Origin of the sequence: Sedimentibacter sp. MB35-C1 (assembly GCF_030913635.1) — a bacterium.
GTDB lineage: Bacteria > Bacillota > Clostridia > Tissierellales > Sedimentibacteraceae > Sedimentibacter.
Genome location: NZ_CP133188.1, coordinates 96,562 through 111,908, shown reverse-complemented (window position 1 = coordinate 111,908; position 15,347 = coordinate 96,562). Strand labels below are relative to the sequence as shown.

General features: G+C 36.0%; 16 protein-coding genes. 6 read left to right on the top strand and 10 right to left on the bottom strand.

Annotated elements, in window-relative coordinates; genetic code table 11:
- Positions 1 to 2: 2 nt before the first annotated feature.
- Both RBQ61_RS00550 and RBQ61_RS00545 read left to right on the top strand, forming a co-directional pair.
- On the top strand, positions 3 to 1,241 hold the full coding sequence (locus RBQ61_RS00550; protein ID WP_308138605.1) for an MFS transporter: 1,239 nt from the start codon (positions 3 to 5) through the stop codon (positions 1,239 to 1,241).
- Positions 1,242 to 1,347: 106 nt separating this feature from the next.
- The gene (locus tag RBQ61_RS00545; RefSeq protein WP_374049894.1) at positions 1,348 to 1,626 is read left to right on the top strand and encodes a ferritin family protein; all 279 of its coding nucleotides are present in this window, start codon (positions 1,348 to 1,350) and stop codon (positions 1,624 to 1,626) included.
- A gap of 120 nt (positions 1,627 to 1,746) precedes the next feature.
- Here the strand turns inward: RBQ61_RS00545 and RBQ61_RS00540 are convergent, their stop codons facing one another.
- The 9 genes from RBQ61_RS00540 to RBQ61_RS00500 all read right to left on the bottom strand — a co-directional run bounded on the left by RBQ61_RS00540 (position 1,747) and on the right by RBQ61_RS00500 (position 10,138).
- Positions 1,747 to 2,247: a shikimate kinase gene (locus RBQ61_RS00540; RefSeq protein ID WP_308138604.1), complete on the bottom strand. Its 501-nt coding sequence runs from the start codon at positions 2,245 to 2,247 to the stop codon at positions 1,747 to 1,749.
- Positions 2,248 to 2,262: 15 nt separating this feature from the next.
- On the bottom strand, positions 2,263 to 3,066 hold the full coding sequence (gene aroE / locus RBQ61_RS00535; protein WP_308138603.1) for a shikimate dehydrogenase: 804 nt from the start codon (positions 3,064 to 3,066) through the stop codon (positions 2,263 to 2,265).
- A gap of 14 nt (positions 3,067 to 3,080) precedes the next feature.
- Positions 3,081 to 3,365 carry a chorismate mutase gene (locus RBQ61_RS00530; protein WP_308138602.1) on the bottom strand — a complete coding sequence of 95 codons (285 nt, stop codon included), beginning with the start codon at positions 3,363 to 3,365 and terminating at the stop codon, positions 3,081 to 3,083.
- A complete protein-coding gene (gene aroC, locus RBQ61_RS00525; RefSeq protein ID WP_308138601.1) occupies positions 3,350 to 4,450 on the bottom strand; it encodes a chorismate synthase in 1,101 nt (366 codons plus the stop codon). The genes RBQ61_RS00530 and aroC overlap by 16 nt, the downstream gene beginning before the upstream one ends.
- The gene (aroA, locus tag RBQ61_RS00520; RefSeq protein WP_308138600.1) at positions 4,428 to 5,699 is read right to left on the bottom strand and encodes a 3-phosphoshikimate 1-carboxyvinyltransferase; all 1,272 of its coding nucleotides are present in this window, start codon (positions 5,697 to 5,699) and stop codon (positions 4,428 to 4,430) included. Before aroA ends, aroC begins: the two co-directional genes overlap by 23 nt.
- A gap of 20 nt (positions 5,700 to 5,719) precedes the next feature.
- Positions 5,720 to 6,784, bottom strand: coding sequence for a 3-dehydroquinate synthase (aroB, locus tag RBQ61_RS00515; protein WP_308138599.1), 1,065 nt, complete (start codon positions 6,782 to 6,784; stop codon positions 5,720 to 5,722).
- Complete coding sequence (locus RBQ61_RS00510; RefSeq protein ID WP_308140075.1) at positions 6,781 to 7,629, bottom strand: prephenate dehydrogenase; 849 nt, start codon at positions 7,627 to 7,629, stop codon at positions 6,781 to 6,783. The genes aroB and RBQ61_RS00510 overlap by 4 nt, the downstream gene beginning before the upstream one ends.
- Before the next feature lie 29 nt (positions 7,630 to 7,658).
- Positions 7,659 to 8,672, bottom strand: coding sequence for a 3-deoxy-7-phosphoheptulonate synthase (gene aroF, locus RBQ61_RS00505; protein ID WP_308138598.1), 1,014 nt, complete (start codon positions 8,670 to 8,672; stop codon positions 7,659 to 7,661).
- Positions 8,673 to 9,052: 380 nt separating this feature from the next.
- On the bottom strand, positions 9,053 to 10,138 hold the full coding sequence (locus RBQ61_RS00500; RefSeq protein WP_308138597.1) for a prephenate dehydratase domain-containing protein: 1,086 nt from the start codon (positions 10,136 to 10,138) through the stop codon (positions 9,053 to 9,055).
- Between the two features lie 619 nt (positions 10,139 to 10,757).
- Here RBQ61_RS00500 and RBQ61_RS00495 point away from each other — a divergent pair.
- Genes RBQ61_RS00495 through hydF form a run of 4 tightly spaced genes read left to right on the top strand, consistent with a single transcriptional unit; the run spans position 10,758 to position 14,746 of the window.
- Complete coding sequence (locus RBQ61_RS00495) at positions 10,758 to 11,024, top strand: TM1266 family iron-only hydrogenase system putative regulator (RefSeq protein ID WP_308138596.1); 267 nt, start codon at positions 10,758 to 10,760, stop codon at positions 11,022 to 11,024.
- A 1-nt stretch (position 11,025) separates the two neighbouring features.
- Positions 11,026 to 12,072, top strand: coding sequence for a [FeFe] hydrogenase H-cluster radical SAM maturase HydE (hydE, locus tag RBQ61_RS00490; RefSeq protein ID WP_308140074.1), 1,047 nt, complete (start codon positions 11,026 to 11,028; stop codon positions 12,070 to 12,072).
- A 45-nt stretch (positions 12,073 to 12,117) separates the two neighbouring features.
- On the top strand, positions 12,118 to 13,536 hold the full coding sequence (gene hydG, locus RBQ61_RS00485; RefSeq protein ID WP_308138595.1) for a [FeFe] hydrogenase H-cluster radical SAM maturase HydG: 1,419 nt from the start codon (positions 12,118 to 12,120) through the stop codon (positions 13,534 to 13,536).
- 10 nt (positions 13,537 to 13,546) lie between these two features.
- Positions 13,547 to 14,746 carry a [FeFe] hydrogenase H-cluster maturation GTPase HydF gene (gene hydF, locus RBQ61_RS00480; RefSeq protein WP_308138594.1) on the top strand — a complete coding sequence of 400 codons (1,200 nt, stop codon included), beginning with the start codon at positions 13,547 to 13,549 and terminating at the stop codon, positions 14,744 to 14,746.
- Between the two features lie 115 nt (positions 14,747 to 14,861).
- Here the strand turns inward: hydF and RBQ61_RS00475 are convergent, their stop codons facing one another.
- Entirely contained in the window at positions 14,862 to 15,326 is a 465-nt protein-coding gene (locus tag RBQ61_RS00475; RefSeq protein WP_308138593.1) for a TspO/MBR family protein, read from the bottom strand.
- Between the last annotated feature and the right edge of the window lie 21 nt (positions 15,327 to 15,347).

Here is a 15,347-nt window from a genome sequence, read left to right as displayed (position 1 = left end):
TTATGAGATTAAACATATATTCTCTGATATTTTTCCTCAATTCATATATAAATGGCCTCATGGTTCCTATATTAAGTTTATTGCTTATGGATAAAGGCGCATCCATGAGTAATTTATCATTAATAATAGGCATGTATGCAGTTACCGTAGTTATTTTCGAACTGCCTACGGGAATAATGGCAGATATTGTTGGAAGAAAAAGGACGTTTTGTATATCATTGATTGTATCCTTGATAAGTTCATTATTTTTCTTATTTGGAAAGGGTATAGCTGCAATATGTATGGGAATTTTTATGCAGGGGCTTACCAGAGCAATATCTTCTGGATCGTTTGAAGCTCTGTTTATTGATTCATACATTGATTCATTTGGAAAGGTCGCATTGCATAAAGTAACCACAAGGATAAATGTACTGGATGCATTGGGATTATCGGCGGGAGCATTAACCGGCGGATTATTTCCTGAAATTTCAAAAAATTACTTTACATTATTAGGAACATACGATTTAAATATTATAATCAAAATAATATTAACGCTTACAGTTCTTATGCTTGCATTTATTTTTATTAAGGAAACAGCTGCAATAGAAACAGAAAAAAGAATATCATTAAAACAACATGTTAAAAGTAGTTCTGCATTTATATTAAAAAACAGGACTATTATTTGCATTTTTATTTCTGTTTTTTCAACGGGATTTTTACTCTATGCATTAGAGGTGTATTGGCAGCCTCATTTCATAACGCTGATGGGGGATGAAGGCTTTATGGCGCTTCTCGGCGTTATGGCATTTTTGTATTTAGCTGCGGCTATGGCAGGACATATTGTATCAGGTGTGCTAATTAAAAAGATTAACGCTAAAAAAATGTATTTAATTCTAAGAGTATTTCTGTCATTATCATTGATAATAATGGCTTTGCAATTGAACATTGCTTCTTTTATAGCGCTTTATGCATTGGTGTATTTGATTTTCGGTATGGCAAGCATACCGGAAGGTGTGATATTAAACGAAGAAGTGCCTAATGAAATAAGAGCATCCGTGTTATCTGTTAATTCATTGATTCTTCAGACAGGGGGATTAACTGGTTCGGTTGTGAACAGCATTATAATTAAACACACTTCAATACCTGTAGTGTGGATAATTTCCGCAGGGGTAATTGTAGTATCAATACTGCTGATATTTAAAGGCCTACTGTATAATCAGGCAAATAATAATGACAATCTTGTAGCAGTAAAAGATGAATAATAGTTTATAAAAATAATCACTTATGATTCTTCTTTTCAATTAACATTCAAGTAGATTATAAGAGATATTTATGCTATAATTTTAACAGGCATAAAACCGGAGATGTTTGGTTGAAGAAAACTATTATATTAAACCGGCAAGATACAAAACTTATATAAAGGATGGATGTTGTATGCAGCAGATACTGGAAGGAATTTTAGAAGCAATCGAGGACGAAATACGAGCTCAGAAACATTACCAAATGCTTGCTGAAAAAGCAGATGATCCAAAAGTTAAAAAATTTTTTGAACAATTAAAATCAGATGAAGAAAATCATGAGAAGGCTCTGAGAACCCGCTACGAGGCATTTGAAAAAATGATGAAGGCGGATAGAAGTAAAAGCTAACGTTATAAAGCATTTAAAGCAAACGGATACTGTTCTTTTGGATTATAATTTCTCCAAAGAACAGTTTTTTTAATATTTGATTGATTTAAGTTAAAGGTAGTCTGAAATACCAGAGATTTTTTAGATTTCATTTGCTACAAGCTTTGTGATTTGCTCTACGGCATGAGAAACTTCACGGTCGTTTATTACCTCAATATCACAATACTCCTTGTATAAAGGAAACCTTTCATTATACAGCTGGTATAATTTATTTTTTCCGTCTGCCAGAAGCGGTCTTATGTTTGTGTCAATATCTCGAATTATGTTGTCCAGAGGCCTGTTTAAAAATATCATGATGCAGTTTTCTTTAAGCATTTTGATATTTTCTTTTCTTTTTACAATTCCGCCGCCTGTGGCTATTACGTGGAAATTTAATTTGCTCAATGCCTTAGTGTGTTTTGTTTCAACATCTCTGAAATATTCTTCGCCTATTTGAAACATTTCCTTGATGGTTTTGTTTTCATTTGTCTCTATATATTTGTCCATATCTATATAGTCCATGTTCATTTTTTGGGATAGCATATAACCTACGGTGCTTTTGCCGCTTCCGGGCATTCCTATTATTACTATGTTTTTATTCATAATATAAATCTCCTGTTAAAACATATCTAGTATATTATCTATAACTTTTGCTTCGATTTTTGATTTGTTCCATATTTCTTGTGATTTAACAGCTTGTGCGGCAAGCATGTATAGTCCGTTTATTGCTTTTAAGCCCTTTTCTTTTGCTTCCTTTAGAAATAGAGTGTTTGGCGGATTGTAAATTAAATCTACAGCCGTGTTGAATTTGTTCAAAAGCTCTTTATCAAGCGGACTTTGCTCGGTTTTTGGAAACATGCCTATGGGAGTACAGTTGATTACCATAGAACAGCTGTATAATTTATTTAATTCATTGTACGTAATAATTTTATCATCCGGATATTTTTCTTTTGCCGATTTTGCATTTCTGGATACCAGAATTAATTCTTTTATACCGCTGTCCTTTAGATACTGCGTTACTGCTTTTGATGCACCGCCGGTACCCAGAACAACAGCTGTTTCATTTTCAATTTTCACACCTGCATGATCCAGCATCATTCCAAACCCATAATAGTCCGTATTGTATCCTGTGGATGCACCGTTTTTATCTATGCTCACTACATTTACGGCTCCGATTTTCGAAGCCTCTGGGCTGAGAAAGTCAAGATATTTAATTATGTCCAATTTATATGGTATAGTAACGTTTACGCCTTTATAACCAAGTGCCTTTAATCCGTTAACAACAAATTGTAAATTTTCTTTTTTTACTTCAAACAGTCCGTAATGACCGCTTGTATGAGTTTCTTCCATTATTTTATTATGAATTTGAGGTGAGAAGGTATGTCCAAGCCTTTCGCCTATTAAGCCATATAAATTTTCCATTAACAGATCCCTCTTTACAATATTTTAATTTCATTTTTTTGAATATCCTTGCAGGTATTCATAATTTGTGTAAAAACTTTTTCCATATAGGTTTTGTACTTCTCGTTTTCTAAATGATTCTTGCATTTTTCAATAACAATTTTTTCTCTTGCTTCATCTAATACCGGCAGATTGTGTGCTGCTTTATATTCTCCAACCTTCAACACTAAATTAAATCTCTTTTCTAAAAGTTTTACTAAATCAGCATCTATTGAATTAATTTCATTTCTTACTTTATTTAAATCTATTTTTGGTTCCATATTTCACCTTCCCTTTCCAATATTAAGTCGAGTATCACCAGTGCTGCAGCACCCTCAATAACAGGCAGTGCCCTTGGTACTATGCATGGATCGTGACGTCCTGATATAGTCAGTTCAGTGTTTTTCATAGATGAAACGTTAACGGTCTTCTGGGTAACTGCTATAGACGGTGTAGGCTTTATAGCTGTTCTGAACACTATGGGCATACCGTTTGTAATTCCTCCTGTTATCCCGCCGTTATTATTACTTTCGGTAATAATTTTGTTTTCCTTCATACAGTATGAATCATTTGCTTCTGAGCCTTTCATACTGGTTATATCAAAACCGGCTCCGAATTCTATTCCTTTGACGGCCGGTATGGAAAATATCATATGTGACAGCTTGCTTTCTACTGAATCAAAGAAGGGCTGACCAAGGCCTGCATCAGTATTAATTATAAATGTTTCTGCTACGCCTCCCACAGAGTCACCTTCATCTTTTGCTTTAAGTATCTCTGCCTGCATCAGTGCTGATTTTTCATCAGAAATAACGGGAAAATTCATGTTGCGCAAGTCTTTAAGAGTATTGGTTTCTATTTCAGAAATATCATCATCCTTAATCTTGCATATGCTTTTTATACGGCTGCCGATAAAAATATTTTTATGTTCCTCAAGTATTTGCATTGCAGCTGCACCGGCAAATGCCAAAGGTGCAGTTATTCTACCGGAGAAATGGCCGCCGCCTCGATAATCGCTGCATCCGGCATATCTTACAAACCCGGGATAATCACTGTGACCGGGTCTCATGGTATCCTTTAAAATATCATAATCCTTTGATTTCTTGTCTTCATTGTATATAATTGCGCATAATGGAGAGCCTGTTGTTTTATCTTCAAAATAGCCGCTTACAATATGGTATAAATCTTTTTCGTTTCTTAGAGTGGAAAGGCTGCTTCTTCCGGGTGCTCTGCGCAGCATCTGTTTTTTAATATAGTCGTGATTCAACCTGATTCCAGGCGGAAGTCCGTCTATAACCACGCCTATGGCTTCGCCGTGAGATTCACCGAAAATACTTATTTTTAATTTATTGCCGAACATCGAACTCATCTGACATACCTCCCAAAGCTTTATAATCATCCCAGAATGAAGGGTATGATTTATTTACAGCTGTATGATTTTCCAATATAATTTCTTTTTCACATTTTGTTGCCGCTATTGCAAGGGACATTGCAATTCTGTGATCATTCCAGCTGTTTACTGCGGCACCTCCTGCTAAACTGTTTAATCCTTTTATTAATAGTCCGTCTGGCAATTCCCTTATACTTGCTCCAAGCTTATTCATCTCGGTAGAGATTGCCCTTAAGCGATCTGATTCCTTTATTCTTAGGCGCTCCGCATTAATTATTTTCGTTGTTATTCCGTTTTTCAGCGATGCAAGCACTGCTAAAATCGGAACTAAATCCGGTATTTGAGATGCGTCAATTATGATTTCTTCATTGCTGCTTATTTCTATGTGCTTGTATTTTTCTATTATGTTTAGTATTTCCTTGTCTCCCTGTTTTGTGCTGCTGTCAAATCCGTTACATATCAAATCATTTCCGATTTCATGAGCTACAAGGAAAAAAGCAGCTTGCGACAGGTCTCCTTCAACTGTATAGTTTGCAGGCTCATACACGGAATTCCCATGAATTTTAAACTCCTTATAGCCATTGTTCACAATATTAATTTTGAAATTGCTTAATATATCAAGTGTTAAATCAACGTAGCCCTTTGATTCCAGTGGGCCTTTAATTTTAACCGTTGAATCACCGCTCAGCAATGGAAGAGCAAGCAGAAGTCCCGATATAAACTGTGAACTGATATTGCCTGAAACCTTGTAGCTGCCGCTTATTAGTGAACCATGCACAGACAAGGGGAGTAAACCGCCAGTTGTTTTATATTTGATTTTTTGTTCGTCAAATATTTTATAATAAACATCTAAAGGCCTCTCAACAAGCTTGCCGGAGCCTGTAAAAGTGCATTCTTCTGACAATATTGAGCCAAGGGGAATCATAAATCTTAAAGTTGAGCCTGATTCTCTGCAGTCAATATGAGTCGTTTGTATTTTATCGGTTTCCCTTTTTATACGCAAGCTGTATGTACCGTTGCTGTTCTCAAATAAGTTTATTTTTGCACCGAGACTTCTCATGCCTTCTATGGTAGCCTTTATATCCTCTGATAAAACAACATTGTCTATTAAACTTTCGCCACTGCTGCATAAAGAAGCGCATATTATTGCTCTGTGGCTTAAGCTTTTTGATGGAGGTGCTTTTATTTCTCCTTTAAGTTTAGAAGGTTTTATCGTTATGCTGTTCATTTGTATTCTCCTGCTCAGATTTACTTTAGGAAGTTGTTTATATTTTTAACAGGCATTTGCGCTATATAAGCTTCACCTATTTTTTTCAATAAAATTAAGTTTATATTCTCTGAAATATTTTTTTTATCTAAAAGAATTGTTTCCTCTATATAATTCATGTCAATGTTGGGGAAACTGTAATCTATACTGAAGTTTGTCAACAGATTTTTTACTTTTTCAGATGTTCCCGGTTCGGTATATCCGAGAGCCTCGCTTTTCTGTGTTATAAAATACATACCTGCTGCCACCGCTTCTCCGTGAGTGTATGTCTCGTAATTATAGTATTTTTCAACAGCATGACCTAATGTGTGGCCGAAATTTAATATCATTCGTATCCCGGTATCTCGTTCATCTTGTTCAACTATTTCTCTTTTAATATTGCAGCATGTGAAAATGATAGTATCAATATTATTTAGTAATTCTTCTTTAGATTTTATGCGCATCAATAATTCATAAAGCTCTGAATCTTTAATGCACGCATACTTTATTACTTCTCCCAGGCCGTCCTTGATAAATTTATCAGGAAGAGAATTAAGTACCTCGGGGTCTATAAGAACTTTTTTCGGATGGTAGAAGCTTCCGACTAAATTCTTGCCCTGCTCCAGATTCACAGCTACCTTTCCGCCTATACTAGAATCAATTTGTGCTAAAAGGGAAGTTGGAATTTGCACATAGTCTACACCTCTCAAATAGGTTGATGCAGCAAATCCGCCTAAATCGCCTACAACTCCTCCTCCCAAAGCAATTATCATGTCGCCTCTGGTTATTTTTGATTCCAGCAAGCGGGTATATACACTTTCGAGCACTGTCATGGATTTGCTTTTTTCGCCGGGCTCCAGTATAATAAAGCTCGCATTAAAACCGCAATGTTCTAATGAATTTTTTACTAGCTCGCCATACAATGAATATACATTTTTATCTGTAATAACAGCAATTCTATTCCCGCCATATAGTTTTTCTATTTCAAACCCGATATTATTAATAATTCCTTTTTCCATCATTATATCATATTTTTTTGTCTGAAGGGTTACATTTAGTACTGTCATATATTCATCTCTTTTCTTCTTGCTCTGCTTTTGTTCATGAAAAATTCCAGGCTGTTTCTATCGTTGCACTTAATAACATTATAGATGTCAGTTATGTCTGAAATAAAATTACTGATCTCATTTAATATATTATCCTTATTCTCCAGTATCAGTTCACTCCATAGCTGAGAATTAATGTCTGCCACTCTTGTAGCATCCTTAAAGCTTCCGCCCACGCATTGAAAATTATTGTCAAGACTTGCATTGTTCATTAACGTGCATGCTATAATATGAGGAAGCTGACTGGTGAATGCAATTTTTTCATCGTGTGTTTGAGGTGACATTTCAATAATTTTATTAAAGCCTATGCTTTTTATTATTTGCTTTAACATTATTAAAGAGCTGTCCGAGGTGTTTTTGCTTGGGGTCAGAATGTATTGTGCATTTTTAAAAATATCGGCATCAGAATGGTTGTAACCTACTAACTCCCTTCCTGACATGGGATGCCCTCCTATAAATTCAAGGTCATCCCTCATTATGCTTAAGATATCTGAAACAATTTTGTTTTTCATCCCCATAGTATCTGTAATAAGCGCATTTTTCTTAAAAGATCTCATGTTGTTTTTCAAAAAATCCATGGTGGCATTAGGATATGTGCATAATATTACCAGATCGGAATGCTCGAGAGGATACTGCGGTTCTGTATATCCATTGTCTATTACGCCTGATGATTCAGCTTCATTCAATGCATCTACATTTATATCAATTGCCCATAACTTGTTGGTTTTTATGTTTTTTCTTATAGCTTTGGCATAAGAACCTCCGATTAAGCCTATCCCAACTATGGTTATATTTAAATCAGACATGGATTTCAATTTCAACACCTCTCTAACCTTTATATAGCTTTGTTTTCTATTTCAGCAATTAGTTTTAACTTTTTCATAATATCATCAAATCTGTTTGGTTTAACAGACTGACTTCCGTCGCACAATGCATTTTCAGGGTCATTGTGAACCTCAATTATTAGTCCGTCGGCTCCTACAGCAACAGCTGCTTTTGACAGTGCTTCCACCATCCACCATAAGCCAGTTGCATGGCTTGGATCTACAATTACAGGTAAATGGCTAAGCTTTTTAATTGCAAGTATTGCACTTAGATCCAATGTGTTTCTTGTGTATTTTTCGAATGTTCGTATGCCTCTTTCACACAATATTACATTTTCGTTGCCACCGGCTAAAATGTATTCGGCAGACATAAGAAGTTCTTCTATGGTTGAGGATAGTCCTCTTTTCAGCAGAATAGGTTTATTAATTTTTCCAAGTTCTTTCAGTAACTCAAAGTTTTGCATATTTCTGGCACCGACTTGAATGATGTCAACATCCTCTACAAAGTCATCAAGAAATTCTGTTGACATAATTTCTGAAACAATAGGAAGGCCGGTTTCTTTTTTGGCGTATTTCAAAAGTTCAAGCCCATGTTTTTTCAGTCCTTGGAAGCTGTATGGTGAAGTCCTAGGCTTAAAAGCGCCTCCTCTTAAGAATCCTGCTCCAGATGCCTTTACGGATTTTGCTATGGATAAAATTTGTTCTTCACTTTCAACAGAGCATGGCCCGGCTATTATTGCCAATTTATTACCGCCTATGGTTTCATTACCTACTTTTATTTCTGTGTTGTCCGGGTGAAATAATCGGTTAGCTTTTTTGTATGGTTCCTGTATGCGAATTACGTTATCGATAATTCTGTTTTTTTGAAATACGCTTTGGTCAATGTTATGGGTGTCTCCGACAATACCTATAATTCTGTAATTCATTCCTATCGACTCGTGTGGTTGGCAGCCCATGCTGCAGATTTTCTCCTTTATTGAAGAAATTTCCTTTTCAGTTGCAAGTTTGTTAATAATTAATATCATTTTTCTGTCCTCCGATTTGTATTTTGTCCTAAATAAATAAAAAGAGCCCTATAAAGGACTCTCCAATAATTTCTTATAAGATGAGAAAAATTTAAATTACCTGAGATAAAACAGGCAAAGCATTTTTTATCAAAATGCCGGCATTAATCCTTTATAAATATATTTATGCAGTTTTTTTATATAACAATAAAAGTAATAATAATAGTAATAATTACTCTGATAACGGCTATATAAATTAGTTGCATAAAAGTTATTTATAAATTCCATTATAAATTTTCTCCTTCAAATATCGTTTAAGCTATTCTAACACATAATTTGAACTTGTCAATAAAAAATTTATAATTATTAATAATTTTACGCAGTCAATACATGCCGCATGTTTAGTATTTAAAGCTACCCAGAATTTTAAAAAATGGGAGTTTTTGTTCAAGCTGACAAAGAATAGTTTGTATTCTTTTGTCTAAGATATTTCCCTCGAAATCCAAATAAAACAAGTATTTCCAAGGACTTCCCAAATCAGGCCTAGAGTAAATATATGATAAATTTATGTTGTAGTAGGAAAACAGAGCCAGAGCTTTATCAAGTGTTCCTATTTCATGAGGTACCGTAAATACTATGCTGATTCTATTATGGCTTTCGTCAGCAATCAGGTATTTTGATATTGCCCCGAACCTGGTGTAATTATGTTTTGAATTAATATTATTCTCAAGGATTTTTAGACCATAGTTTTCAGCTGCTTCAGGCGAACAAATACATGCAGCACTTTTGCTGTTCATTAAATATATTTTTTGAGCCGCAACTGCCGTGTTTGTTTCATTTATTGCCTTAAACCCGCGTAAGTTTATATAATCCTTGCATTGCATGATTGCCTGAGGATGTGAATACACAACTTCTATGTCATTAATGCAGGAGTCCATGGTTCCTGCAATGCAGTGATCCACCTTTCTGATGTAATTATAATTTACATATAAATCATATCTCAATAGCAGATCATAAACGTCAGTAACGTAACCCGCAGTTGAGTTTTCCACAGGTACGATTCCAGCTTCAGCATTTCCGTTGTGAACATCTTTAAATACATCCTCAAATGTTGATTTATTAATGTAATTTTTATTTTTAAACAGATTTTTTGCCGCTCCTTCTGAATATGAAAAAGGCAGGCCCTGATAGCAGACATTATCAATTTCAATTGGATCAGTAGTATAATTAACAGAGCATTTATTATTATGTCTGCTTCTTTTATATCTGTAATTGCTGTCCAAAGACAATAAGTTGTCAAGAAAATAATTATATTCAATAGAGTATTTATTGTTGGTTTCATTATTTTTGACGGAAGTTATTTTGTCTGAGACGCTGCTTTCTGCTGAAACAATTTGATCTAATAAAGACATTCGCTTTTCAAATATATCTTTCATTAAATCATCATATTTATTCATTTCAGCAACTAAATTACTATATTGTGTCATATCTTACCTCCATTCTTTATAAAATAAAAAACCTTCCGCCTCCATATTGTTAACAATATAGGGACGAAAGGTTAAAATTCAACTGTTCCGTGGTACCACCCAAATTCGGCATATGCCGCTCTTTTTTCGAATACGAGATTATAATCCGATATTCTATCCTTGTAACGCAGGAAGTACGCTCAAGCTTACTTAATTCAGCCGAGTGCTCAAGAAGGAACTTCAAAATGATTATTCTAATATTCGCTTGCAGTCAATGGCGAATACTCCCTGGTAGCTTCTTCAAATTTACTTTCTTCTGTCATAGCAGTTTTATTATTGAGTTTTTAGTATGATATTACTAAAATTATGTTTTGTCAATAGTTTTTTTAAAATACTTTGCATGTAGAATTTATTTTGGCGATATGGCAGAGTACTATTCGAATTCAATAAAACATTTGAAATTTTTTTAACAATATGTGATATATTGGTTGCAAAAAAAAATTAAATCTAATATAATTAAATAAATAGCTGTATCTGACACCGAATACGGGATATGAGGTGAAAGGCCGGGCAAGTACATGATTAATTGTGGAATTCTGCGCCTTTTTGGCGTTTTTTTTATTATAAACGGAGGGTTAACATGGAAACAAGAGTTGCTATTATAGGAGTAATTGTAGAAGATATTGATTCGGTTGAGAAACTAAACGGAATTCTGCATGATTACAGCATGTATATCATAGGTAGAATGGGAATTCCATATAAGGAAAAGGATATTAGTATTATTAGTATTGCAGTGGATGCGCCTAACGATGTAATCAGTGCCCTTTCAGGCAAGCTGGGGAAATTGCCGGGAGTGAGCAGTAAAGCAGTATATTCTAAGTTCCCTGCAAAAACGAGCGATGGATAGGATGAAGTATCTTATTGATAAACTGCACAAGGCTCATAATCTTACCACTGAAGAATTTAAGTCGCTGATTGAAGGAAGAACTCCGGAAATTGCAGAATATCTATTTGAACGAGCAAGACAGGTGAAAATAGCAAATTATGGTTGCGATGTGTATATCAGAGGGCTGATTGAATTTTCTAATTACTGCAGGAATGACTGCTATTACTGTGGGATTAGAAAAAGCAATGCTGGAGCAGAACGCTATAGGCTGACCGAGGAGGATATTCTTAACTGCTGCAATACAGGATATAACCTTGGATTCAGAACATTTGTACTGCAGAGCGGCGAAGATTTATACTTTACGGATGAAAAGATGGTGCATATTATTAAGTCTATAAAAAATTGTTATCCAGACTGCGCTGTGACGCTGTCAATAGGGGAGAGAAGCTATGAAAGCTATAAGGCATTTTATGATGCCGGAGCCGACAGGTACCTCTTGCGCCATGAAACAGCTAATGAAGAACATTACAAGAAGCTTCATCCGGAAAACCTTTCTTTGTTAAACAGAAAAGCCTGCCTTTTTGATTTGAAAAAAATCGGATACCAGGTTGGGTGCGGATTTATGGTGGGGTCTCCTTATCAGACTGTCGAAACCCTTGTAGAAGATTTGATGTTTATAAAAGAACTGCAGCCGCATATGGTGGGAATAGGGCCGTTTATTCCACATAGCGACACACCATTTGCCCATAAAGAGAGCGGAACATTAGAATTGACATTGTTTATGCTGGGGCTCGTAAGGCTGATGATTCCTGAAGTATTAATGCCCACAACAACGGCTTTAGGTACAATTGATCCCCTTGGGCGCGAAAAAGGAATTCAGGCCGGCGGTAATGTAGTAATGCCGAACCTGTCTCCTGTTGCCGTAAGAAATAAATATATGCTATATGATAATAAAATCTGCACAGGTGATGAAGCCGCCGAATGCAGGTTTTGCATGCAGAAACGAATGGAAGGTATAGGCTGCCGTGTAGTAGTTTCCCGTGGCGACCATCGTTCCTGCAATAAATAAAACTGAAGGGAAAGAGATTCTGACCCGATAAAGAGAGGAGAAAATATGTATAATCCAAAATCATCAAAAGCAGAGGAGTTTATCTGTCACGACGAAGTGCTCAAGACGCTTGAGTATGCAGAAAAAAACAAGAAAAATACAGAACTTATTGATAGTATTATCGAAAAAGCCCGTCTTAGAAAGGGTCTTACCCACAGAGAGGCAGCAGTTCTTTTGGACTGTGAGCTGGAAGAGAAGAATCAGGAAATATATGCACTTGCAGAGCAGATAAAAAAAGACTTTTACGGAAACCGCATAGTTATGTTTGCTCCGTTGTATCTGTCAAATTATTGCATCAACGGATGTGTATACTGTCCGTATCACTTCAAAAACAAACACATTACCAGAAAAAAGATGACACAGGAAGAGATTGAACGTGAGGTTATAGCATTGCAGGATATGGGACATAAGAGGCTTGCATTGGAAGCTGGAGAAGATCCTATAAATAATCCTATTGAGTATATTTTGGAATCAATTGATACCATATACAGCGTTAAGCACAAAAATGGTTCAATACGACGTGTAAATGTAAATATTGCAGCAACAACCGTTGAAAACTACAGAAAGCTGAAAGAGGCCGGAATCGGTACATATATTCTGTTCCAAGAAACGTACCACAAGGATAGCTATGAAAAGCTTCACCCCACAGGGCCAAAGCATAATTACGCATATCACACAGAGGCTATGGACAGGGCTATGGAAGCCGGGATAGATGATGTTGGCCTGGGTGTATTGTTTGGACTTGAACTGTATAGATATGAATTTGCTGCTCTGGTAATGCATGCAGAGCATCTTGAGGCAGCGTTCGGCGTTGGGCCTCACACTATCAGCGTACCGAGGATCAGACCTGCGGATGATATTGATCCGTCTGCATTTGATAACGGAATAAATGAAGATACGTTCGCAAAGCTGGTAGCCTGTATCCGAATAAGTGTTCCGTACACAGGAATGATAGTGTCTACACGGGAAAGCAAGGAATGTCGTGAGAGAGTTCTGCATCTTGGTATATCTCAGCTGAGCGGAGGTTCTAAAACAACTGTGGGAGGCTATGCAGAGACCGAGCCTGAAGAAGAGGATTCGGCACAATTTGAGCTTAGCGATAACAGAACACTTGACGAAGTCGTTAAATGGCTTATAGATTTTGGATATATTCCAAGCTTCTGCACGGCCTGCTACAGAGAAGGAAGGACAGGAGACCGTTTCATGCAGCTTTTAAAAAGCGGACAGATACATAATTGCTGCCATCCAAATGCACTCATGACGTTAAAGGAATATTTGGAGGACTATGCTTCTCCTGAAACAAAGGATGCAGGGGACAAGTTGATTTTGCATGAAATTTCTAACATTCCTAAAGAGAAGGTAAGGAAAATAGTTCTTGAAAATCTGGGAAAAATCAGCCGCGGCAGCCGGGATTTCAGATTCTAGGGAGGTATGTATGGGACTAAATGAAACGCCTGCCGCAAACAGGATTCACATAAGCTTTTTCGGAAAAAGAAATGCCGGTAAATCAAGCGTTATGAATGCTGTAACCAACCAGGATATGGCAGTTGTATCTGATATAAAAGGAACTACAACAGATCCGGTTTATAAATCAATGGAGCTTTTGCCTCTGGGTCCTGTTGTGATGATAGATACTCCGGGAATTGATGACGAGGGAGAGCTTGGAGCGCTTCGCATCAAAAAAGCGCAGCAGGTATTAAATAAAACCGATGTTGCTGTTCTTGTAATTGATGCCGTTGAAGGAAAGTCCGAAGAGGAAGAAAAGCTCATTTTACTCTTTAAAAAGAAAAACATCCCGTATATTCTTGCATATAACAAGGCTGATTTGAACAAAAAAAAAGAATCCTTAAATGAAAACAGCATTTATGTCAGCGCAAAAACAAGAGAAAATATTGAAGAGCTCAAAGAAAAAATAGGGAGTTTGGTACGTGCGGATGATTTTAAGCTTAAGATTGTCGGAGATATACTGAACCCGTTAGACTTTGCTGTTTTGGTAGTGCCCATTGATAAAGCTGCACCTAAAGGAAGGCTCATACTTCCTCAGCAGCAAACAATCAGAGATATTTTGGAAGCTAATGCAGTATCTGTTGTGGTAAAAGAATCTGAATTTAAGAAAACTCTTGAAAACCTTGGTAGAAAGCCGAAAATAGTTATTACAGACAGCCAGGTGTTTGAAAGGGTGAACGCCGAAACTCCGGAGGATATTTATCTAACATCTTTTTCTATTTTGATGGCCCGATACAAAGGTGTGCTGAAAACAGCTGTAAACGGAGCCAGAGCTGTTGATTTGCTGCAAGACGGCGATATAGTTCTGATTTCGGAGGGGTGTACACACCATAGGCAGTGCGAGGACATCGGTACAGTAAAATTACCGCGGTGGATTAAAAACCGAACCAAGAAAAACATTGATTTTAAATTTACTTCCGGAACGGAATTTCCGGACGATTTGAGCAGCTTTAAGCTGGTTGTTCACTGCGGAGGCTGTATGATTAACGATAGGGAGATGAAGTACCGCCAAAAATGCTCAGAGGACATGAAGGTTCCGTTTACAAACTATGGAATTTTGATTGCATACATGCAGGGAATATTAGAGCGAAGCATAGCTATGTTTCCTGATATTGATAGTTATATGTGATATTGCTAATTGATAAAAGACTATAGTACCCTTTAAAGTGGAAACATAGTCTTTTTGTCTGTTTATAATATGCATATCCATGCATTAATATTTTAGCAGAATATGTGATGAATAATTAATTCAATATTATAATTTGAAAATTTAAGTACGCTGCAAATATACACCATAGAAGATAAGGTATTTGCAAATATGCTGCTATTGGCTTTACTCTATAAAATTGTACAATCATTATAATAATGCAGGCTATAAGGACTAGAAGCAGAATGAAAGACATTAAGTAATTTTGAAGATTGAAAAAAATTATGGACCACATAAAATTTAAAAACAGTTGTACAAAATACCACTGTAATGCGGATTTTTTGTAATGGCTGTGTGAAGTAAAGACTATGTATGATGATATGCCCATCAGTATATATAAAATTGTCCAAACGATGGGGAAAATAAAAAAAGGCGGCATTAATGCAGGCATATTGATTTGGCTAAAAGAGGATAAGCCGTTTTGTGTAAGCATTGCAGAAATTTGACCGACTGTAAGAGGAATTAAAATGCTCACAAGCAAAGTTGTAATCTTTTTGTTCATATATGTATAACTCCTTTCATT